Annotated in this window: 16 protein-coding genes and 1 pseudogene; 10 read left to right on the top strand and 7 right to left on the bottom strand. The window is 60.7% G+C overall.

What is annotated here, in order from left to right:
• Nucleotides 1-35 precede the first annotated feature (35 nt).
• From F8N62_RS04950 to F8N62_RS31715, 5 genes and pseudogenes are all read right to left on the bottom strand, one after another.
• Complete coding sequence (locus tag F8N62_RS04950) at nt 36-2,882, bottom strand: valine--tRNA ligase (RefSeq protein WP_150709895.1); 2,847 nt, start codon at nt 2,880-2,882, stop codon at nt 36-38.
• 267 nt (nt 2,883-3,149) lie between these two features.
• Nucleotides 3,150-3,539: a DNA polymerase III subunit chi gene (locus F8N62_RS04945; protein WP_150709894.1), complete on the bottom strand. Its 390-nt coding sequence runs from the start codon at nt 3,537-3,539 to the stop codon at nt 3,150-3,152.
• An 8-nt stretch (nt 3,540-3,547) separates the two neighbouring features.
• Nucleotides 3,548-3,976 (bottom strand): DNA polymerase III subunit chi, encoded by a 429-nt coding sequence (locus F8N62_RS04940; RefSeq protein ID WP_150709893.1) that lies wholly within the window; start codon nt 3,974-3,976, stop codon nt 3,548-3,550.
• A gap of 164 nt (nt 3,977-4,140) precedes the next feature.
• A complete protein-coding gene (locus F8N62_RS04935) occupies nt 4,141-5,631 on the bottom strand; it encodes a leucyl aminopeptidase (RefSeq protein WP_150709892.1) in 1,491 nt (496 codons plus the stop codon).
• Between the two features lie 405 nt (nt 5,632-6,036).
• Nucleotides 6,037-6,114 (bottom strand): annotated as a pseudogene (locus F8N62_RS31715) (outer membrane lipoprotein carrier protein LolA); the annotation flags it as partial.
• A 284-nt stretch (nt 6,115-6,398) separates the two neighbouring features.
• Between F8N62_RS31715 and lptF the strand changes: the two are divergent.
• The 8 genes from lptF (at nt 6,399) to pdxJ (ending at nt 14,775) form a co-directional block, all read left to right on the top strand.
• Nucleotides 6,399-7,517, top strand: coding sequence for an LPS export ABC transporter permease LptF (gene lptF, locus F8N62_RS04930; protein ID WP_150709891.1), 1,119 nt, complete (start codon nt 6,399-6,401; stop codon nt 7,515-7,517).
• Entirely contained in the window at nt 7,510-8,571 is a 1,062-nt protein-coding gene (lptG, locus tag F8N62_RS04925; RefSeq protein ID WP_150709890.1) for an LPS export ABC transporter permease LptG, read from the top strand. The genes lptF and lptG overlap by 8 nt, the downstream gene beginning before the upstream one ends.
• Nucleotides 8,572-8,743: 172 nt before the next feature.
• On the top strand, nt 8,744-10,543 hold the full coding sequence (lepA, locus tag F8N62_RS04920) for a translation elongation factor 4 (RefSeq protein ID WP_150709889.1): 1,800 nt from the start codon (nt 8,744-8,746) through the stop codon (nt 10,541-10,543).
• Nucleotides 10,544-10,548: 5 nt separating this feature from the next.
• Nucleotides 10,549-11,403, top strand: coding sequence for a signal peptidase I (gene lepB, locus F8N62_RS04915; protein ID WP_150709888.1), 855 nt, complete (start codon nt 10,549-10,551; stop codon nt 11,401-11,403).
• A 185-nt stretch (nt 11,404-11,588) separates the two neighbouring features.
• Nucleotides 11,589-12,278: a ribonuclease III gene (gene rnc, locus F8N62_RS04910; RefSeq protein WP_010463056.1), complete on the top strand. Its 690-nt coding sequence runs from the start codon at nt 11,589-11,591 to the stop codon at nt 12,276-12,278.
• On the top strand, nt 12,271-13,173 hold the full coding sequence (gene era, locus F8N62_RS04905) for a GTPase Era (RefSeq protein WP_027924886.1): 903 nt from the start codon (nt 12,271-12,273) through the stop codon (nt 13,171-13,173). The genes rnc and era overlap by 8 nt, the downstream gene beginning before the upstream one ends.
• A gap of 119 nt (nt 13,174-13,292) precedes the next feature.
• Entirely contained in the window at nt 13,293-13,982 is a 690-nt protein-coding gene (gene recO / locus F8N62_RS04900; RefSeq protein ID WP_150709887.1) for a DNA repair protein RecO, read from the top strand.
• Nucleotides 13,983-14,031: 49 nt separating this feature from the next.
• Nucleotides 14,032-14,775 carry a pyridoxine 5'-phosphate synthase gene (pdxJ, locus tag F8N62_RS04895; protein ID WP_150709886.1) on the top strand — a complete coding sequence of 248 codons (744 nt, stop codon included), beginning with the start codon at nt 14,032-14,034 and terminating at the stop codon, nt 14,773-14,775.
• A 118-nt stretch (nt 14,776-14,893) separates the two neighbouring features.
• Here pdxJ and mltF read toward each other — a convergent pair whose 3' ends face one another.
• On the bottom strand, nt 14,894-16,354 hold the full coding sequence (gene mltF / locus F8N62_RS04890) for a membrane-bound lytic murein transglycosylase MltF (protein ID WP_150709885.1): 1,461 nt from the start codon (nt 16,352-16,354) through the stop codon (nt 14,894-14,896).
• A 274-nt stretch (nt 16,355-16,628) separates the two neighbouring features.
• On the opposite strand from mltF, the gene purL reads away from it, so the two are divergent.
• Together purL and F8N62_RS04880 are read left to right on the top strand one after the other, a co-directional pair.
• Nucleotides 16,629-20,525, top strand: a complete 3,897-nt coding sequence (gene purL, locus F8N62_RS04885; RefSeq protein WP_150709884.1) for a phosphoribosylformylglycinamidine synthase — start codon at nt 16,629-16,631, stop codon at nt 20,523-20,525.
• Nucleotides 20,526-20,530: 5 nt separating this feature from the next.
• Nucleotides 20,531-20,842: a YqfO family protein gene (locus F8N62_RS04880; RefSeq protein ID WP_150709912.1), complete on the top strand. Its 312-nt coding sequence runs from the start codon at nt 20,531-20,533 to the stop codon at nt 20,840-20,842.
• A 189-nt stretch (nt 20,843-21,031) separates the two neighbouring features.
• Here the strand turns inward: F8N62_RS04880 and F8N62_RS04875 are convergent, their stop codons facing one another.
• Nucleotides 21,032-21,538 carry a L,D-transpeptidase family protein gene (locus F8N62_RS04875; protein ID WP_150709883.1) on the bottom strand — a complete coding sequence of 169 codons (507 nt, stop codon included), beginning with the start codon at nt 21,536-21,538 and terminating at the stop codon, nt 21,032-21,034.
• Between the last annotated feature and the right edge of the window lie 80 nt (nt 21,539-21,618).

The raw sequence follows: 21,618 nt of genomic DNA, 5'->3' as shown, positions 1-21,618 counted from the left end.
CCAATCTGGCCTCCCTTTTTCAGTGCGATTTACCCTTACAAACTGGCAATCCGCGCATGCTGCTCGGCCAGCTTGCCCAAAGCCTGTTCAGCTTCGGCCAGCTTGGCGCGTTCTTTCTCGATGACTTCGGCCGGGGCCTTGTCGACGAAACCGGCATTGGACAGCTTGCCGCCCACACGCTGGACTTCACCCTGCAAGCGCAGGATTTCCTTGTCCAGGCGCGCCAGTTCGGCGTCCTTGTCGATCAGGCCGGCCATCGGCACCAGCACTTCCATCTCACCCACCAGCGCGGTGGCGGACAGCGGTGCTTCTTCGCCGGCAGCCAGTACGGTGATCGACTCGAGGCGCGCCAGTTTCTTCAGCAGCGCTTCGTTCTCGGTGAGACGCCGCTGATCTTCGACGCTGACGTTTTTCAAGAACAGGTTCAGCGGCTTGCCCGGACCGATGTTCATCTCGCCACGGATGTTGCGCGTGCCGAGCATCAGTTCCTTGAGCCACTCGATGTCGTTCTCGGCGGCCGGGTCGATGCGCTCTTCATTGGCCACTGGCCAAGGCTGCAGCATGATCGTCTTGCCTTCGACGCCGGCCAGCGGCGCGATGCGCTGCCAGATTTCTTCGGTGATGAACGGCATGAACGGGTGCGCCAGACGCAGCGCGACTTCCAGTACGCGAACCAGCGTGCGACGGGTGCCGCGCTGGCGTTCGACCGGAGCGTTTTCGTCCCACAGCACAGGCTTGGAAAGCTCCAGGTACCAGTCGCAATACTGGTTCCAGATGAACTCGTACAAGGCTTGCGCCGCGAGGTCGAAGCGGAACTGGTCGAGTTGACGGGTCACTTCGGCTTCGGTGCGTTGCAGCTGCGAGATAATCCAGCGATCCGCCAGCGACAGCTCATAGGCTTCGCCGTTCTGGCCGCAGTCTTCGCCCTTGTCCAGCACGTAGCGCGCGGCGTTCCAGATTTTGTTGCAGAAGTTGCGATAGCCTTCGACGCGACCCATGTCGAACTTGATGTCGCGACCGGTGGACGCCAGCGAGCAGAAGGTGAAGCGCAGGGCGTCGGTGCCGTAGCTGGCGATGCCGTCGGCGAATTCGTCGCGGGTCTGCTTCTCGATCTTCTTCGCCAGTTTCGGCTGCATCATGCCCGAGGTGCGTTTTTCCACCAGCGCTTCCAGTTCGATGCCGTCGATGATGTCCAGCGGGTCAAGGACGTTGCCCTTGGACTTGGACATCTTCTGGCCGAGGCCATCGCGGACCAGACCGTGCACATAAACGGTCTTGAACGGAACCTGCGGTGTGCCGTCTTCGTTCTTCACCAAATGCATGGTGAGCATGATCATCCGGGCAACCCAGAAGAAAATGATGTCGAAGCCCGTCACCAGCACGTCGGTGGAGTGGAATTTCTTCAGGAATTCGGTCTGCTCAGGCCAGCCCAGCGTCGAGAATGTCCACAGGCCGGAACTGAACCAGGTGTCGAGAACGTCGTTGTCCTGTTGCAGCGCAACGTCCGGCCCGAGGTTGTGCTTGGCCCGTACTTCGGCTTCGTCGCGACCGACGTAGACTTTGCCCGACTCGTCGTACCAGGCCGGAATCCGGTGACCCCACCACAGCTGACGGCTGATGCACCAGTCCTGAATGTCGCGCATCCACGAGAAGTACATGTTTTCGTACTGTTTTGGCACGAACTGGATGCGGCCGTCTTCAACGGCGGCAATCGCAGGCTCGGCCAACGGCTTGGTCGACACGTACCACTGGTCGGTCAGCCACGGCTCGATGATGGTCCCGGAACGGTCGCCTTTCGGCACTTTCAGGGCGTGATCGTTGACGCTGACCAGCAGGCCGGCAGCGTCGAACGCCGCCACAATCTGCTTGCGCGCTTCGAAGCGGTCGAGGCCGACGTATTCGGCCGGGATCTTGCCGTCGATGCTCTCGTTCAGCGTGCCGTCGAGGTTGAACACCTGACAGGCCGGCAGAACGGCGGCGTTCTTGTCGAAGATGTTCAGCAGCGGCAGGTTGTGGCGCTTGCCGACTTCGTAGTCGTTGAAATCGTGGGCCGGGGTGATTTTCACACAGCCGGTGCCGAATTCCGGGTCGCAGTAATCGTCGGCAATGATCGGAATGCGGCGGCCGACCAGCGGCAGCTCGACAAACTTGCCGATCAGGGCCTGGTAACGTTCGTCGTTCGGGTTCACGGCCACGGCGGAGTCGCCGAGCATGGTTTCCGGGCGAGTGGTCGCGACGATCAGGTAGTCGTTGCCTTCAGCGGTTTTGGCGCCGTCAGCCAGCGGGTATTTCAGGTTCCACAGGAAACCTTTCTCGTCGTGGTTTTCCACTTCGAGGTCGGAAATCGCCGTGTGCAACTTGGTGTCCCAGTTGACCAGGCGCTTGCCGCGATAGATCAGACCGTCTTCGTGCAGGCGCACGAAGGCTTCTTTAACGGCTTCCGAGAGGCCGTCGTCCATGGTGAAGCGCTCGCGGCTCCAGTCCACGGACGAGCCGAGGCGACGGATCTGACGGCTGATGTTGCCGCCGGATTCATCTTTCCATTCCCAGATTTTCTCGAGAAATTTCTCGCGGCCCAGGTCGTGGCGGCTCTGGCCTTTGGCTTCGAGTTGACGCTCTACCAGCATCTGCGTGGCGATACCGGCGTGGTCGGTGCCCGGCTGCCACAGGGTGTTGCGGCCCTGCATGCGGCGGAAACGGATCAGGGCGTCCATGATCGCGTTGTTGAAACCGTGACCCATGTGCAGGCTGCCGGTGACGTTCGGCGGCGGGATCATGATGGTGTAGGACTCGCCCGCGCCTTGCGGGGCGAAGTAATTCTCGGACTCCCAGGTGTTGTACCAGGAAGTTTCAATGGCGTGCGGCTGGTAGGTCTTGTCCATGCGCGGCGGGACCCTATTGGCAGTAATTCAGGAAAAGCCGACGAGTATAGCGGGGCATGGGGGATAGGGCGAGCGGGTGCGGATGGGGGGACAGGGGCAAATTGTGGGGCTGGTGAGGGGATTTATCTGTGGCGAGGGGATTTATCCCCGTTGGGCTGCGAAGCAGCCCCAGCATTTCATCCGTAAAGTATCTACAGGATTGGCGACTGCTTCGCAGCCGAGCGGGGATAAATCCCCTCACCACAAAGGCTCGGCCCCGCAGGTGGTTCAGTCGTTGTACTGGCTAAGCAATCGCTCAAGCCGTGCGCTGAGGCGACGTTTGATTTCGGTTTCGATGTGCGGGGCGAAGTCGTCGATCACGTCTTGCATGATCAGTTGCGCGGCGGCACGCAGTTCGCTGTCCAGGTGCAGCAGGTCGTCGGGGCCCTTGCTGGCGGTGGGTGCCGGGTGGGTGGCGCAGGCGTGTGGTGTCGGTTCGACGGTAGGCTGGCTGGCGCTGACCGTGTCGAACAACATCGGAATCTGTTCCTGATCGCCGTCCTCGACCGTGTCGGTCAACAGCGGCGGTTGCAGGTTGTCATCGCCGAGCAGTTGGCGGATCGACTCAAGGTCATCCAGCAGGTGCGCGGACTTTTGCAGCGGTTTTGGAGTGTCCATCAGAATGCTCAGAGTCGCTGTAAACGGTGATCTTGCAGAGGATAGCCCTGTTCGCGGTAGAAGCGAAAACTCTCCCGCGCAGCCGTGCGTATCGCCGGATCTTCCACCACCACTTCCGCCACGCGGGCGAATTGTTTGGCGAAGGTCGGGACTTTCAGGTCAAGGTTGACCAGCAGGTCCTGATGTTGACCGCAGTCATCGCCCAGACCCAGGACGATCAAGCTGTCCGGCTCGCTTTCGGCGGGACCGTGGGGTACGAAGCTTTCACCTTTGAAGGCCCACAAGCGTGCATCGAGCTCATCGCGCTGGGCGGCATCGCTGCAATGCAGGTAGATGCGGTGGCCCATGCGCCAGGCTTTTTCCGTGAGTTTGCAGGCGAAATCCAGCCGCGCCGAAGGATCGGCGCTGGGCAGGATATAGAAGTCGACTTTGGTCATTGCAGGTTCCTGGAATCAACTTCTGCGGAGTCTGTAGGAGCAGCCGGTCGACGCTCGATTGCTCGCGAAGGTCGTCAACGATGACGCGGGAAACCAGGTTAATCGCGGCGATCTTGAGTTTTTCGCGAGCAAGCTCGCTCCTACAGTCGGCAGTGAAGCGATGTTTAGGCTTTTGCGCGGTCCAGCAGGTACTGAGTCAGCAGGGGAACTGGACGGCCAGTGGCGCCCTTGTCCTTGCCGCCGCTGGTCCAGGCCGTGCCGGCGATGTCCAGGTGCGCCCAGTTGAGGTTTTTGGTGAAGCGCGACAGGAAGCAGGCAGCGGTGATGGTGCCGGCTTTCGGGCCGCCAATGTTGGCGATGTCGGCGAACGGACTGTCCAGCTGCTCTTGATACTCATCGAACAGCGGCAGTTGCCAGGCGCGGTCGTCGGCAGCCTTGCCGGCGCTCAGCAGTTGGTCGATCAACTCGTCGTTGTTGCCCAGCAGGCCGGAGGTATGAGAGCCCAGTGCAACCACGCAGGCGCCGGTCAGGGTCGCGATGTCGATCACGGCTTGTGGCTTGAAGCGCTCGGAGTAGGTCAGGGCGTCGCACAGCACCAGACGGCCTTCGGCGTCGGTGTTGAGGATTTCCACGGTCTGGCCGCTCATGGTGGTGACGATGTCGCCCGGACGCGATGCGTTGCCGCTCGGCATGTTCTCGGCGCAGGCCAGAATGCACACCAGATTGATCGGCAGCTTCAGTTCGAGCACGGCACGCAGGGTGCCGAACACGCTGGCAGCGCCGCCCATGTCGTACTTCATTTCATCCATGCCGGCGCCCGGCTTCAGGCTGATGCCGCCGGTGTCGAAGGTAATGCCCTTGCCGACCAATGCGTACGGCTTCTCGGATTTCTTGCCGCCGTTGTATTGCATGACGATCAGGCGCGGCGGCTGGGCGCTGCCCTGGCCAACGGCGTAGAACGAGCCCATGCCCAGGTCCTTGATCTTCTTCTCATCGAGGACTTCGACTTTCAGGCTCTTGAATTCCTTGCCCAGGCCCTTGGCTTGTTCGCCGAGGAACGTCGGGTGGCAGATGTTCGGTGGCAGGTTGCCCAGGTCGCGAGTGAACGCCATGCCGTTGGCGATGGCGGTGGCGTGGGCCACGGCGCGCTCGACTTCAGCCTGGGCGGCCTTGATGGTCACCAGGGTGATTTTCTTCAGGGCGCGAGGCTCGGCTTTCTGGCTCTTGAACTGATCGAACGTGTATTCGCCATCCACCAGGGTTTCAGCCAGCAGGCGCGTCTTGCCGTAGCTGTCCCGGCCCTTGACGATCACTTCGTCCAGCGCCAGTACGGCATCGCTGCCGCCCAAACCTTTCAGGGTGTTGAGGACGCCGGCGATGATTTTGCGGAACGGGCGGTCACCCAGCTCTTCGTCCTTGCCCACGCCGACCAGCAACACGCGCTCGGCTTTGAGGTTCGGCAGGCTGTGCAGCACCAGGCTCTGGCCGACCTTGCCGGCCAGATCGCCGCGCTTGAGCACAGCGCTGATGGCGCCACCGCTCAATACGTCGAGTTGCCGGGCCACGGCGCCGAGCTTGCGGCCTTCGCTGACGGCGACCACCAGCGTGGCGGTCTTCAACGTTTCCGGGTTAACGCTTTTTACAACCAGTTCCATGTCCGGGTCCCTGAATGGTGAGTCAACACGCAATGGCTCGACGGCATTCGCTCGAGCCCGCTTATATATAGAAAGACGCAAAGTCACAGCTTGCGACAAAGGCCGCAGTTTGAACCTCGCTACCGGCGCCTGACAACCCTCGGTTGTACGATCTTCATGGTTGCCTCGACCATTGTAGGAGCGAGCTCGCTCGCGAAGAACCTGAGAGCGCCAAGGGGTGTCAGGCTCCCCGCGTCATCGTTGACGACCATCGCGAGCAAGCTAGCTCCTACAATGGCTGGCGAATACCTGTAGGAGCGAGCCTGCTCGCGAAGAACCTGAGAGCGCCAAGGGGTGTCAGGCTCCCCGCGTCATCGTTGGCGACCATCGCGAGCAAGCTCGCTCCTACAATGGCTGGCGAATACCTGTAGGAGCGAGCCTGCTCGCGAAGAACCTGAGAGCGCCAAGGGGTGTCAGGCTCCCCGCGTTATCGTTGGCGACCATCGCGAGCAGGCTCGCTCCTACAATGGCTGGCGAATACCTGTAGGAGCGAGCCTGCTCGCGAAGAACCTGAGAGCGCCAAGGGGTGTCAGGCTCCCCGCGTTATCGTTGGCGACCATCGCGAGCAGGCTCGTTCCTACCTGGCCTTGCTCCAGCGCATTGCGCAGTGACAGGCGCACCCAATCACAGGATAATGCGCCAACTTTTTTCGGCGGCTCTGTCTTGCGGGCTGCCTGATACGTTTGCTTGTTTGGCCGCCTTAGCCTGACAACCCTGGAGTGTCTGGTTTGATCGTCTTCCGTTACCTATCCCGCGAAGTCCTGTTGACCCTGAGCGCCGTCAGTGCCGTGCTACTGGTCATCATCATGAGCGGACGCTTCATCAAATACCTCGCCCAGGCGGCTGCCGGCCTTCTGGATCCGGGCTCGCTGTTTCTGATCATGGGCTTTCGTCTGCCGGGCTTCCTGCAGTTGATCCTGCCGCTGGGCCTGTTTCTCGGGATCCTGCTGGCGTACGGCCGGCTGTACCTTGAAAGCGAAATGACCGTGCTTTCCGCCACCGGCATGAGTCAGCAGCGCCTGTTTGTCTGGACCCTGTTCCCGGCCACCCTCGTGGCGCTGGTGGTAGCGTGGTTGAGCCTGAGCCTGGCGCCGCAAGGGGCGAATCAGTTTCAGCTGCTGTTGAACAAGCAGGACGCCCTGACTGAATTCGATACCCTCGAACCGGGCCGCTTCCAGGCCCTGCGCGACGGCACCCGGGTGACCTACACCGAAACGCTGACGGATGACCGTATCCACCTCGGTGGCGTGTTTATTTCGCAAAAAAACATCTCTTCCGAAAAGAAGGATCGCGGGATTTCCGTGCTGGTGGCCGAGAAGGGCCGTCAGGAAATCCGTCCCGACGGTAACCGCTACCTGATTCTCGACAACGGCTATCGCTACGACGGTAATCCGGGGCAGGCCGACTACCGTGCGATCAAATACGAAGAGTACGGCGTGCTGTTGCCCAAGCCGGACGTCAGCGACGAAGTCACCGACCGCGATGCGATGACCACCCGCTCGTTGCTGGGCAGTGATGACATCCGTTCCCGCACCGAGCTGCAATGGCGCCTGTCCTTGCCTTTGCTGGTGTTTATCGTGACCTTGATGGCGGTGCCGCTGTCGCGGGTCAATCCGCGCCAGGGCCGTTTTCTCAAGCTGCTGCCGGCGATTCTTCTTTATATGGCTTACCTGAGCATCCTGATTGCCGCTCGCGGCGCCCTCGAAAAGGGCAAGATTCCGCCCGCGCTTGGCCTGTGGTGGGTTCATGCAATTTTCCTGGTCATCGGCCTGGGCTTGCTCTACTGGGAGCCGTTGCGCTTGAAGATGGCGAGTCGCCGCAGCGCGCTGGAGGTGGCCCGTGGTTAAGCTCGATCGCTACATCGGTAGCAGCGTTTTCGTCGCGATCCTGGCGGTACTGGGGATCATTCTCGGTCTGGCCACTCTTTTCGCGTTCATCGACGAGATGGGCGATGTCAGCGACACCTACACCATGGTCGATGTCTTGAGTTACGTGTTGCTGACGGCGCCGCGTCGTCTCTACGACATGTTGCCGATGGCGGCACTGATCGGTTGCCTGATCGGCCTCGGCAGCCTGGCCAGCCACAGCGAGCTGACCATCATGCGCGCGGCGGGCGTGTCGGTCGGGCGGATCGTCTGGGCCGTCATGAAACCGATGCTGGTGTTGATGGTGGCGGGGCTGTTGATTGGCGAGTACGTCGCGCCGGCAACCGAAAGCACGGCTCAGGCCAACCGCTCGCTGGCGCAGGGCAGCGGCGATGCGCAAAGCGCCAAGCATGGCTTGTGGCACCGTCAGGGTGAGGAGTTCATCCACGTCAACTCGGTGCAGCCCAACGGTTTGCTGTACGGCGTGACCCGTTACCGCTTCGACGATCAGCGCCACATGCTGTCTTCGAGCTTCGCCAAACGTGCGGAATTCGACACGGATCACTGGCAGTTGAGCGATGTCACCACCACGCTGTTCCATGAAAAGAGCACCGAAGTGGTGACCGCGGCGGACGAGCGCTGGGACGTGGCGTTGAGCCCGCAACTGTTGAGCACCGTGGTCATGTCGCCCGATTCGCTGTCGATCACCGGTCTGTGGGGCTACATCCACTACCTGGCCGATCAGGGCCTGAACAACGGTCGTTACTGGCTGGCATTTTGGGTCAAGGTGTTGCAACCGCTGGTCACTGCCGCGCTGGTACTGATGGCGATCTCCTTCATCTTCGGCCCACTGCGCTCGGTTACCCTCGGTCAGCGCGTGTTCACTGGCGTGCTGGTGGGGTTCACCTTCCGTATTGTCCAGGATCTGCTGGGGCCTTCGAGTCTGGTTTTCGGTTTTTCGCCGCTGTTCGCGGTGCTGGTGCCGGCGGGTGTGTGCGCCCTGGCGGGTGTCTTCCTGCTGCGCCGAGCCGGATAATTTACACAAGCCGGCTTTCATCGAAGTCGCCAAAAACGCCCCTGTCGCAAGACCGGGGCGTTTTTTGTAGGCACCGTCCGACCTGCGCACGTGACGCTTGCGCCGTGGATCAGGTACAATTCCCGGCTATTTTTCGGCGGGCTATGCCTGCAGCCTTTTTGAGTGTTGATCCGTGAGTGATTTGAGTCATATCCGCAATTTCTCCATCATCGCCCACATTGACCATGGCAAGTCGACGCTGGCCGACCGTTTCATCCAGATGTGCGGCGGCCTGGCCGAGCGCGAAATGGAAGCCCAGGTGCTGGACTCCATGGACCTGGAACGTGAGCGCGGGATCACCATCAAGGCCCACAGCGTCACCCTCTATTACACCGCGCGCGATGGCATCAAGTATCAGCTGAACTTCATTGACACCCCGGGCCACGTTGACTTCACCTACGAAGTCAGCCGGTCGCTGGCGGCCTGTGAAGGCGCGTTGCTGGTGGTCGATGCCGGTCAGGGCGTTGAAGCGCAGTCGGTTGCCAACTGCTACACGGCCATCGAACAGGGCCTGGAAGTCATGCCGGTCCTGAACAAGATCGACCTGCCACAGGCCGATCCGGACCGGGTCAAAGAAGAAATCGAAAAAATCATCGGCATCGACGCTACCGATGCGGTCGAGTGCAGTGCCAAGACCGGTCTGGGCGTCGACGAAGTGCTCGAGCGTCTGGTGCAGACCATTCCTGCGCCAACCGGCAACTACGAAGATCCGCTGCAAGCGTTGATCATCGACTCCTGGTTCGACAACTACCTGGGCGTTGTCTCCCTGGTCCGCGTGCGCCACGGCCGCGTGAAGAAGGGCGACAAGATTCTGGTCAAGTCCACCGGCAAGATCCACCTGGTGGACAGCGTTGGTGTGTTCAACCCGAAACACACCGCTACCGTTGACCTGAAGGCCGGCGAAGTGGGCTTCATCATCGCCGGTATCAAGGACATTCACGGTGCACCGGTCGGTGACACCCTGACCTTGAGCTCCACCCCCGACGTTGACGTGCTGCCCGGTTTCAAACGCATTCAGCCGCAGGTTTACGCCGGTCTGTTCCCGGTCAGCTCCGACGACTTCGAAGACTTCCGTGAAGCCCTGCAAAAGCTCACGCTCAACGATTCGTCGCTGCAGTACACCCCGGAAAGCTCCGATGCGCTGGGCTTCGGCTTCCGTTGCGGGTTCCTCGGCATGCTGCACATGGAAATCATCCAGGAGCGCCTGGAGCGCGAGTACGACCTGGACCTGATTACCACGGCGCCGACGGTAATTTTCGAGCTGCTGCTGAAAACCGGTGAAACGATTTACGTCGATAACCCGTCGAAGCTTCCAGACCTGTCCTCGATCGAGGACATGCGCGAACCGATCGTGCGGGCCAATATTCTTGTGCCGCAAGAGCACCTGGGTAACGTGATTACCCTGTGCATCGAAAAGCGTGGCGTGCAGCACGACATGCTGTTCCTCGGTACGCAGGTCCAGGTGACCTACGATCTGCCGATGAACGAAGTGGTCCTGGACTTCTTCGATCGCCTGAAGTCCACCAGTCGCGGCTATGCTTCGCTGGATTACCATTTCGATCGTTATCAATCGGCTAATCTGGTGAAACTGGATGTGCTGATCAACGGTGACAAGGTCGACGCCCTGGCGCTGATCGTGCACAAGGATAACGCGCACTACAAAGGTCGCCAGTTGACCGAGAAGATGAAAGAACTGATTCCGCGTCAGATGTTCGACGTCGCGATCCAGGCCGCCATTGGCGGGCAGATCATTGCGCGAACCTCGGTCAAGGCACTCAGAAAGAACGTATTGGCCAAATGCTACGGTGGCGACGTGAGCCGTAAGAAAAAGCTGCTTGAAAAGCAGAAGGCCGGTAAAAAACGCATGAAGCAAGTCGGCAACGTGGAAATTCCACAAGAAGCCTTCCTTGCGGTGCTCAGGTTGGATAGTTAGGTCCTATGTCACTAAATTTCCCGCTGTTGCTGGTCATCGCCGTATTTGTCTGCGGCCTGTTGGCGTTGCTCGATCTGTTGATCCTGGCACCGCGTCGGCGTGCTGCCATCTCTTCTTATCAGGGCAGCGTCAGCCAGCCTGACGGGATGGTGGTCGAGAAGCTGAACAAAGAGCCGCTGCTGGTCGAATACGGCAAATCGTTCTTCCCGGTGTTGTTCATCGTGCTGGTGCTGCGTTCGTTCCTGGTGGAACCGTTCCAGATTCCGTCCGGCTCGATGAAGCCAACCCTGGACGTCGGCGACTTCATTCTGGTGAACAAGTTTTCCTACGGGATCCGCTTGCCGGTGATCGACAAGAAAGTCATCGAAGTCGGTGATCCGCTGCGCGGCGATGTGATGGTGTTCCGCTACCCGAGCGACCCGAACGTCAACTACATCAAGCGTGTGGTCGGCCTGCCGGGTGACCAGATTCGCTACACCGCCGACAAGCGTCTGTTCGTCAACGGTGAATCGATCGCCGAGCAACTGGTCGGCTCCGAGCCGGGCACCTTGGGCAGCGCTGAGCTCTACAAGGAAAAACTCGGTGCCGCCGAGCATTTGATCCGCAAGGAAATGAGCCGCTATCGCGCCACGCCGGATCGTTCATGGACCGTGCCCGCCGGGCACTATTTCATGATGGGCGACAACCGCGACAACTCGAACGACAGTCGCTACTGGGATGATCCGAGTATTCCCAAGGATCTGCTGGGCATGGTTCCCGACAAGAATATCGTCGGCAAGGCCTTCGCAGTCTGGATGAGCTGGCCGGAACCCAAACTCAGTCACCTGCCGAATTTCTCGCGGGTTGGCCTGATCAAGTAATCACACACGGCGCTGTTGAACACAGCGCCGAATGCATTTCTGGAACCGGCACAATCGGCGTCCAGACGCATGAAAACAATGATATTCAGGATGTAATTTTTGAACACAGCGTTAATTGTCCCAAGCCTGCGCCGTATCACGGCGATGGCGGTGGAATCCAGCCACGAACTCAGCGTGGGTAAACCGTGAGCGTTTCCTTAAGCCGTCTAGAGCGTCAGCTCGGCTACACCTTCAAGGATCAGGAACTGATGGTCCTGGCCCTGACTCACCGCAGCTTTGCCGGGCGCAACAACGAACGCCTGGAATTCCTCGGTGATGCCATCCTCAACTTCGTGGCCGGCGAGGCGCTGTTCGATCGCTTCCCGCTGGCCCGCGAAGGCCAGTTGTCGCGTTTGCGTGCACGGCTGGTGAAAGGTGAGACCCTGGCCGTACTGGCCCGTGGTTTCGATCTGGGCGAATACTTGCGTCTGGGTTCCGGCGAATTGAAAAGCGGCGGTTTCCGTCGCGAGTCGATTCTGGCCGATGCCCTGGAAGCGCTGATCGGTGCGATCTACCTGGACGCCGGCATGGACATGGCGCGCGAGCGCGTGCTGGCCTGGCTGGCCGGTGAGTTCGAAGGCCTGACGCTGGTCGACACCAACAAAGATCCGAAAACCCGCCTGCAGGAATTCCTGCAATCGCGTGGTTGTGAGCTGCCGCGTTACGAAGTGGTGGATATCCAGGGTGAGCCGCATTGCCGGACGTTCTTCGTCGAATGTGAAATCACCTTATTGAACGAAAAAAGCCGAGGTCAGGGTGTGAGTCGTCGTATTGCCGAACAGGTAGCGGCCGCCGCAGCACTGATTGCCCTGGGTGTGGAGAATGGCAATGACTGATACAAACGCAACTCGCTGTGGCTATGTTGCCATCGTCGGCCGTCCCAACGTGGGCAAGTCCACGCTGCTGAACCACATCCTGGGTCAGAAGCTGGCGATCACCTCGCGCAAGCCGCAAACCACCCGTCACAACATGCTGGGCATCAAGACCGAAGGTGCCGTCCAGGCGATCTACGTCGACACCCCGGGCATGCACAAGGGCGGCGAAAAGGCACTGAACCGCTACATGAACAAGACCGCTTCGGCGGCGTTGAAAGACGTCGACGTGGTGATCTTCGTGGTTGACCGCACCAAGTGGACCGACGAAGACCAGATGGTCCTCGAGCGCGTCCAGTACGTGACCGGCCCGCTGATCGTGGCGCTGAACAAGACCGACCGCATCGAAGACAAGGCCGAGCTGATGCCGCACCTGTCCTGGTTGCAGGAACAGCTGCCGAACGCGCAGATCATGCCGATCTCGGCCCAGCACGGGCACAACCTCGAAGCGCTGGAGCGGGTGATTGCCGGTTATCTGCCGGAAAACGATCACTTCTTCCCGGAAGACCAGATCACCGACCGCAGCAGCCGCTTCCTCGCCGCTGAACTGGTGCGCGAGAAAATCATGCGCCAGATGGGCGCCGAGCTGCCGTACCAGATCACCGTGGAAATCGAAGAGTTCAAGCAGCAGGGCAAAACCCTGCACATCCATGCCTTGATCCTCGTCGAGCGTGACGGTCAGAAGAAAATCATCATTGGCGACAAGGGCGAGCGCATCAAGCGCATCGGCACCGAGGCGCGCAAGGACATGGAGCTGCTGTTCGACTCCAAGATCATGCTCAACCTCTGGGTCAAGGTGAAGGGCGGCTGGTCCGACGACGAGCGCGCACTGCGCTCGCTGGGTTACGGCGATTTGTAAAAGATTCAAAGGTCAAAAGATCGCAGCCTTCGGCAGCTCCTACAGAGTTTGGTGTACACCTGTAGGAGCTGCCGAAGGCTGCGATCTTTTTGCATTCCCTGACAGGTACATTCATCACCATGTCGACCACTGCACCCATCGGCCAACCCGCCTACGTCCTCCACTCCCGCGCCTACCGCGAAACCGGCGCCCTGGTGGATTTCCTCACGCCGCAAGGTCGGCTGCGGGCGGTGTTGCGCAGTGCGCGGGGCAAGGCGGGGACGCTGGCGCGGCCGTTCGTGCCGCTGGAAGTCGAGTTCCGCGGGCGGGGCGAGTTGAAGAATGTAGGGCGCATGGAAAGTGCCGGGACTTCTACCTGGCTCATCGGCGAGGCGCTGTTCAGCGGTCTCTACCTCAATGAACTGCTGATTCGTCTGCTGCCTTCCGAAGACCCGCACCCTGGCGTCTTCGATCACTACGCCGCGACCTTGCTTGCGCTGGCTGAGGGCCGTCCGCTGGAACCCTTGCTGCGGTCCTTCGAATGGCGCTTGCTCAGCGATCTCGGTTACGGTTTTGCGTTAAGCGTCGACATTCACGGCGAGCCGATCGCCCCCGACGGTCTGTACCGTTTGCAGGTGGACGCCGGACTTGAGCAGGTCTATCTGCTGCAGCCCGGTCTGTTCAACGGCACCGAGTTACTGGCCATGGCCGAGGCCGACTGGTCTGCCCCCGGCGCATTGTCCGCCGCCAAGCGTCTGATGCGCCAGGCGCTGGCGGTTCACTTGGGCGGTCGTCCTTTAGTCAGTCGCGAGCTGTTCCGAAAGCCGTAGTCTCCCCGTATGCTGTGCACCGAACTTTCCCCTCTTCAGGAGCGCTTCCGTGACCACCAGCAATCGCATTCTTCTTGGCGTGAACATCGACCACGTTGCCACCCTGCGTCAGGCCCGGGGCACGCGCTATCCGGATCCGGTCAAGGCTGCACTGGACGCGGAAGAGGCGGGCGCTGACGGCATCACTGTGCACCTGCGCGAAGACCGTCGGCACATTCAGGAGCGCGACGTGCTGCTGCTCAAGGATGTGCTGCAAACCCGCATGAACTTCGAAATGGGCGTTACCGAAGAAATGATGCTGTTCGCCGAACGCATCCGCCCGGCCCACATTTGCCTGGTACCGGAAACCCGTCAGGAACTGACCACCGAAGGCGGTCTGGATGTCGCGGGGCAGGAAGCGCGGATCAAGGCTGCTGTGGATCGCCTGGCGAAAATCGGCTGTGAAGTGTCGCTGTTCATCGACGCGGATGAGCGACAGATCGAGGCGTCCCGGCGTGTGGGTGCTCCGGCCATTGAATTGCACACCGGTCGTTACGCCGATGCGGAAACGCCGGCGGATGTGGCTGAAGAACTCAAGCGTGTGGCGGATGGCGTGGCGTTTGGTCTGGCCCAAGGGTTGATCGTCAATGCCGGCCACGGTTTGCACTATCACAACGTCGAAGCGGTCGCGGCGATCAAGGGCATCAACGAACTGAACATCGGCCATGCGCTAGTGGCGCACGCGTTGTTTGTCGGGTTCAAGTCGGCGGTGTCCGAGATGAAAGCCCTGATTCTCGCCGCCGCAAAAGCCTAAACACAAAACCCTGTGGGAGCGAGCCTGCTCGCGAAAGCGGTGTATCAGTCAAAATCATGTCGACTGACACAACGCATTCGCGAGCAGGCTCGCTCCCACAATGGATTGGGGGTGGCTGTTAAAGCTGTGGGGTTTCCTGGTTCGGCTTGGTCTTGTCGACCCCCGGCACATGCAGATTGCCCTCGGCGACCTGATTGCCCTCAAGCTGCGGCTGCGTTACCCAGGTCAGGATGTCGTAGTAGCGACGGATGTTCGCCACGAAATGCACCGGCTCGCCGCCGCGGGCGTAGCCGTAACGGGTTTTGCTGTACCACTTCTTTTCGGACAGACGCGGCAGGATCTTCTTCACGTCCAGCCATTTGTCCGGGTTCAACCCTTCCTTCGCCGCCAGTTTGCGCGCGTCATCCAGGTGACCGCTGCCGACGTTGTAGGCCGCCAGTGCAAACCACGTGCGATCCGGCTCCTGAATCGATTCGTCCAGCTGCTCCTTCATGTAGGCCAGATACTTGGCGCCGCCCATGATGCTTTGCTTGGGATCGAGGCGATTGGACACGCCCATGGCCTGTGCGGTGTTCTGGGTCAGCATCATCAGGCCGCGCACGCCGGTTTTCGAGGTGACGGCCGCTTGCCACAGGGATTCCTGGTAACCGACCGCTGCCAGCAGGCGCCAGTCGACTTTCTCTTTCTTGGCGTAATTCTTGAAGTGCTGCTCGTACTTGGGCAGCCGCTGCTGCAAGTGCTGCGCGAAGGTGGTGGCGCCCACGTAGCCCAGCACATCGACGTGCCCGTAGTAGCGGTCTTTCAAGCGTTGCAGGGTGCCGTTCTTCTGCACCTTGTCGAGGTAGGTATTGATCTCGTTGAGCAGGCTGTTGTCGTCGCCGGCGGCCACGGCCCAGCTCTGGTTGCTGGCGTCACCCAGGTCAAAGGCGACCTGTATGTTGCTGAAGTAGACCTGGTTCATCGCGACTTCGTTGGAGTCGACCAGCGTCAGATCGATCTGGCCCTCATCCACCATGCGCAGCAGGTCAACGACTTCAACCGCGTCGGACTCTTCGTATTCAATGCCGGGAAATTTCTGTTTGAGCTCCGCCAGTTGCCCGGCGTGGGTGCTGCCCTTGAGCACCATGATCTTCTTGCCGACCAGATCCTTGGCATCGGTCGGCCGCGACTGGCCTTTGCGATAGATGACCTGCGGCGTCACTTCCAGGTAGGAATGGGAAAACCGTACCTGCTTCTTGCGCGCTTCACTGCTGACCAGGCCGGCCGCCGCGATCACCGGGCCGTTGGGTTGGCCCACCTGATTGAACAGGTCGTCGAGGTTGTCGGCGGTTTCGATTTTGAGTTCGACCCCCAGATCGTCGGCGAAGCGCTTCACCAGCTCGTATTCGAAGCCGGTTTCACCGTTGCGATCCTGAAAGTAGGTGGCGGGGCTGTTTCGGGTAACCACCCGCAGCACGCCATCCTCCTTTACGCGCTCCAGCGTGTTGGGTTTATCAACACAGCCGTTGAGCATCAGGAAGAGTCCGGTTGCGATCAGCCATTTGGCGTACCGCGGACGCAAAGCCGTTGGGGAAAACATCTGCGCAGTATACGCAAAGGACCACGAGCGCCATATCTCGACAGCGAAGGGCTTGTCTGCTAGGGAGCGAAAAACCGGTCTGAAGCCCGCAGGAATGGGCCCTGATCACACTTCAGGTGCTTGAAAATAACCGCCGCAACCCCGCTGTTTCAGGCGCAAATACCCGGCCCGACGTTCGGGTACGGCCGCGCGTACCGTTTCGGGTGATGTCGCGGGCGGTTTAGGCTAGAATGCACGGCCTCAAAGCACACCCCTTCCCGAGGCTGTCCCGAAGATGTTGATCCTGCGCGGCGCTCCTGCCCTTTCTGCCTTTCGCCACAGCAAACTCCTTGAGCAACTGAGCCAGAAGGTCCCGGCTGTCAGCGGCCTGTATGCTGAATTCGCCCACTTCGCCGAAGTTGCCGGCGTCCTGACCGGCGACGAACAGCAGGTGCTCGCGCGCCTTCTGAAGTACGGCCCCAGCGTTCCGGTACAAGAGCCGAGCGGTCGGCTGTTCCTGGTGTTGCCGCGTTTCGGCACCATCTCGCCGTGGTCCAGTAAAGCCAGCGACATCGCTCGCAACTGCGGTCTGAGCAAGATCCAGCGCCTGGAGCGCGGCATCGCGTTCTACGTCGCCGGCCAGTTCAGCGACGCCGATGCACAGCTGATCTCTGATGTGCTGCACGACCGCATGACCCAAATCGTATTGGGTAACCTCGAACAGGCCGCCGGCCTGTTCAGCCACGCCGAACCCAAGCCGCTGACCGCGATCGACGTGCTGGGTGGCGGCCGCGCCGCGCTGGAAAAAGCCAACACCGAGCTGGGCCTGGCCCTGGCCGAAGACGAGATCGACTACCTGGTCAACGCCTTCGTTGGTTTGAAGCGCAACCCGCACGACATCGAATTGATGATGTTCGCCCAGGCGAACTCCGAGCACTGCCGTCACAAGATCTTCAACGCCAGTTGGGACATCGACGGTCAGAGCCAGGAAAAAAGCCTGTTCGGCATGATTAAGAACACCTACGTGATGCACAGCGAAGGCGTGCTGTCGGCTTATAAGGACAACGCTTCGGTCATCGTCGGTAACGTCGCCGGCCGTTTCTTCCCGGACCCTGAAACCCGCCAGTACGGCGCGGTGCAGGAACCGGTGCACATCCTGATGAAAGTCGAAACTCACAACCACCCGACCGCGATTGCCCCGTTCCCGGGCGCGTCCACTGGTTCCGGTGGAGAGATTCGCGACGAGGGTGCAACCGGTCGTGGCGCCAAGCCAAAGGCCGGCCTGACCGGTTTCACCGTGTCCAACCTGCAGATCCCCGGTTTCGAACAGCCGTGGGAAGTGCCGTACGGCAAGCCTGAGCGCATCGTTACCGCGTTGGACATCATGATCGAAGGCCCACTGGGTGGCGCCGCGTTCAACAACGAATTCGGTCGTCCGGCCCTGACCGGTTATTTCCGCACCTTCGAACAGTCGATCACCACCCCGCGTGGCGACGAAGTTCGCGGTTACCACAAGCCGATCATGCTGGCCGGCGGCATGGGTAACATCCGTGCCGAACACGTACAGAAAGCCGAGATCACCGTCGGCTCCAAGCTGATCGTGCTCGGCGGCCCGGCGATGTTGATCGGTCTGGGCGGCGGCGCGGCTTCCTCCATGGCCACCGGCACCAGCTCGGCGGACCTGGACTTCGCTTCGGTTCAGCGCGAAAACCCGGAAATGGAACGTCGCTGCCAGGAAGTCATCGACCGTTGCTGGCAACTGGGCGACAAAAACCCGATCAGCTTCATCCACGACGTCGGCGCCGGCGGTCTGTCCAACGCCTTCCCGGAACTGGTCAACGACGGCAACCGCGGTGGTCGCTTCGAGCTGCGCAACATTCCAAACGACGAGCCGGGCATGGCCCCGCACGAAATCTGGAGTAACGAATCCCAGGAACGCTACGTTCTGGCCGTGGGCCCGGCCGACTTCGAACGCTTCCAGGCGATCTGCGAACGCGAGCGTTGCCCGTTCGCCGTGGTTGGCGAAGCCACTGCCGAGCCGCAGCTGACTGTTACGGATAGCCACTTCGGCAACAGTCCGGTGGACATGCCGCTGGAAGTGCTGCTGGGCAAAGCCCCGCGCATGCACCGTTCGGCCGTTCGCGAAAACGAACTGGGCGACGATTTCGATCCTTCGACGCTGGAGATTGCCGACTGCGTAGAGCGCGTGCTGCATCACCCGGCTGTCGCAAGCAAAAGCTTTCTGATCACCATCGGCGACCGCACCATCACCGGCCTCGTGGCCCGTGATCAAATGGTCGGCCCGTGGCAGGTGCCGGTGGCCGACGTTGCCGTCACCGCCACCAGCTTCGACGTCTACACCGGTGAAGCCATGGCCATGGGCGAGCGCACTCCGCTGGCTCTGCTGGACGCTCCGGCGTCGGGTCGCATGGCCATCGGCGAAACCCTGACCAACATCGCCGCGTCGCGCATCAACAAGATTTCCGACATTAAACTGTCGGCAAACTGGATGTCCGCCGCCGGTCACCCGGGTGAAGACGCGCGCCTGTACGACACCGTGAAAGCGGTCGGCATGGAACTGTGTCCGGAGCTGGGCATCACCATTCCGGTGGGCAAGGACTCGATGTCCATGGCCACGCGCTGGAACGACGAAGGCGTGGACAAGACCGTCACTTCGCCGATGTCGCTGATCGTCACCGGTTTCGCGCCAGTGGCTGACATCCGTCAGACCCTGACCCCGGAACTGCGCATGGACAAAGGCACCACCGACCTGATCCTGATCGATCTGGGCCGTGGCCAGAACCGCATGGGTGCTTCGATCCTCGCCCAGGTTCACGGCAAGCTCGGCTCGCAAGCGCCGGACGTCGATGATGCCGAAGACCTCAAAGCCTTCTTCGCGGTGATCCAGGGCCTCAACGCCGACGGTCACCTGCTGGCCTACCACGACCGTTCCGACGGTGGTCTGTTGACCAGCACCGTGGAAATGGCCTTCGCCGGCCACTGCGGTCTGAGCCTGAACCTCGACGGTCTGGCCGAGACGTCTGCCGACATCGCTGCGATCCTGTTCAACGAAGAGCTGGGTGCGGTGATCCAGGTTCGTCAGGACGCGACCCCGGACATCCTCGCGCAATTCAGCGCTGCCGGTTTGGGTGACTGTGTGTCGGTGATCGGTCAGCCGATGAACAACGGTCAGATCAGCATCACCTTCAACGGCGACACCGTGTTCGAAGGTCAGCGCCGTCTGCTGCAACGTCAGTGGGCCGAAACCAGCTACCAGATCCAGCGTCTGCGTGATAATGCCGACTGCGCCGAGCAAGAGTTCGACGTGCTGCTGGAAGAAGACAACCCGGGCCTGAGCGTCAAGCTGAGCTACGACGTCAACCAGGACGTCGCCGCGCCTTACATCAAGAAAGGCATTCGCCCACAGGTTGCCGTGCTGCGTGAGCAGGGCGTCAACGGTCAGGTGGAGATGGCGGCCGCGTTCGACCGCGCCGGTTTCAACGCGATCGACGTGCACATGAGCGACATTCTGGCCGGCCGTGTCGACCTGAACGAGTTCAAGGGCCTGGTGGCGTGCGGCGGTTTCTCCTACGGCGACGTGTTGGGTGCCGGCGAAGGCTGGGCCAAGTCCGCGCTGTTCAACAGCCGCGCTCGCGATGCGTTCCAGGGGTTCTTCGAGCGTAACGACAGCTTCACTCTGGGCGTGTGCAACGGTTGCCAGATGATGTCCAACCTGCACGAGCTTATCCCGGGCAGCGAATTCTGGCCGCACTTTGTGCGCAACCGTTCCGAGCAGTTCGAAGCGCGCGTGGCAATGGTTCAGGTCCAGGAGTCGAACTCGATCTTCCTGCAGGGCATGGCCGGTTCGCGCATGCCAATCGCCATCGCACACGGTGAAGGCCATGCCGAATTCGAAAGCGAAGAAGCGTTGCTGGAAGCCGATCTGTCGGGTTGCGTGGCGATGCGTTTCGTCGACAACCACGGCAAGGTCACCGAAAACTACCCGGCCAACCCGAACGGCTCGCCGCGCGGGATCACCGGTTTGACCAGCCGCGACGGTCGCGTAACGATCATGATGCCGCACCCGGAACGTGTGTTCCGCGCCGTGCAGAACTCGTGGCGTTCCGAAGACTGGAACGAAGACGCGCCGTGGATGCGTATGTTCCGCAACGCTCGCGTCTGGGTGAACTAAGCGCTGTGTACAAGCTCAGCTTTTTTGTTCCCGACAGTCATGTCGAAGGGGTCAAGAGCGCCGTATTCGCCGCCGGTGGCGGGCGGATCGGCGCTTATGATCACTGCGCATGGCAGGTACTGGGCCAGGGCCAGTTTCGACCATTGGAGGGCAGTCAGCCGTTCATTGGCGAAGCGGGCCAGGTCGAACAGGTTGAGGAATGGAAGGTTGAGCTGGTGGTGGCGGACGAGTTGATCGTGGCCGTGGTGGCCGCGTTGAAACTCAGCCACCCCTATGAGACGCCGGCTTATGAGGTGTGGCGGCTGGAGGATTTCTGATCCTCCAGGCTGCTGAAATGAAAAACCCGCTGATTCGTCAGCGGGTTTTTTATTGCTTGTGAGGGCCTGATCGCTGGCAAGCCAGCTCCCACAGTATGAGTGTCGTAAACAAAATGTATGGCTGCGCTCGGACCCTGTGGGAGCTGGCTTGCCAGCGATGGCGGCTCATCAGGCGCCAAACATCTAGAGCTACGGGCGAATCTCGATCATCGTCCCGTCCGGCACCAGGTTCCAGATTTCCCGCATGTCGACGTTGCGCATGGCGACGCAGCCGTCGGTCCAGTCCAGGGTATGGAACAGGTCTTCAGGGTTGTCCTCGGTGTCCGGAGTGCCATGAATCATGATCATCCCGCCCGGGTCGACGCCCTCGCGGCGAGCGCGGGCGGAGTCGGCGATGTTCGGGTAGGAAATGTGCATCGACAGGTTGAATTTGTCGCTGGTCTTGCGCCAGTCCAGCCAATAGAAGCCTTCCGGGGTGCGTTTGTCGCCTTCCACCAGCTTCGGGCCCTTGGTCGCTCCTCTGCCCAGGGAAATGCGATAGGTCTTGAGCGGCTTTCCGTCGTTGATCAATTGCAATTGATGGGCGGATTTGAGAACCAGGACTTTTTCGATGACTTTGCCGTCCAGGCTTTCCGCAACGGAAGCCTGGGAGACAGCGACGAACGCCAAGCAGAACAGGGCAAGCAACCAGCGCATTGAAACGATATCCCTAAAAGTTGTCGCGACTATTTTATGTGTAGGAGCTGCCGCAGGCGGCGATCGTCCGACGCCTGCGC

Origin of the sequence: Pseudomonas fluorescens (assembly GCF_902497785.1) — a bacterium.
Lineage (GTDB): Bacteria > Pseudomonadota > Gammaproteobacteria > Pseudomonadales > Pseudomonadaceae > Aquipseudomonas > Aquipseudomonas fluorescens_BO.
The sequence above is the reverse complement of the archived record's forward strand: the minus strand, read 5'-3'. Positions and strand labels throughout refer to the sequence as shown.

Excerpts from the sequence above, each read along its gene's own strand:
- F8N62_RS04950 (WP_150709895.1), bottom strand. The coding sequence starts at position 2,882 with ATGGACAAGACCTACCAGCCGCACGCCATTGAAACTTCCTGGTACAAC.
- F8N62_RS04945 (WP_150709894.1), bottom strand. The coding sequence starts at position 3,539 with ATGGACACTCCAAAACCGCTGCAAAAGTCCGCGCACCTGCTGGATGAC.
- F8N62_RS04940 (WP_150709893.1), bottom strand. The coding sequence starts at position 3,976 with ATGACCAAAGTCGACTTCTATATCCTGCCCAGCGCCGATCCTTCGGCG.
- F8N62_RS04935 (WP_150709892.1), bottom strand. The coding sequence starts at position 5,631 with ATGGAACTGGTTGTAAAAAGCGTTAACCCGGAAACGTTGAAGACCGCC.
- lepB (WP_150709888.1), top strand. The coding sequence starts at position 10,549 with ATGTCACTAAATTTCCCGCTGTTGCTGGTCATCGCCGTATTTGTCTGC.
- era (WP_027924886.1), top strand. The coding sequence starts at position 12,271 with ATGACTGATACAAACGCAACTCGCTGTGGCTATGTTGCCATCGTCGGC.
- recO (WP_150709887.1), top strand. The coding sequence starts at position 13,293 with ATGTCGACCACTGCACCCATCGGCCAACCCGCCTACGTCCTCCACTCC.
- mltF (WP_150709885.1), bottom strand. The coding sequence starts at position 16,354 with ATGTTTTCCCCAACGGCTTTGCGTCCGCGGTACGCCAAATGGCTGATC.
- purL (WP_150709884.1), top strand. The coding sequence starts at position 16,629 with ATGTTGATCCTGCGCGGCGCTCCTGCCCTTTCTGCCTTTCGCCACAGC.
- F8N62_RS04875 (WP_150709883.1), bottom strand. The coding sequence starts at position 21,538 with ATGCGCTGGTTGCTTGCCCTGTTCTGCTTGGCGTTCGTCGCTGTCTCC.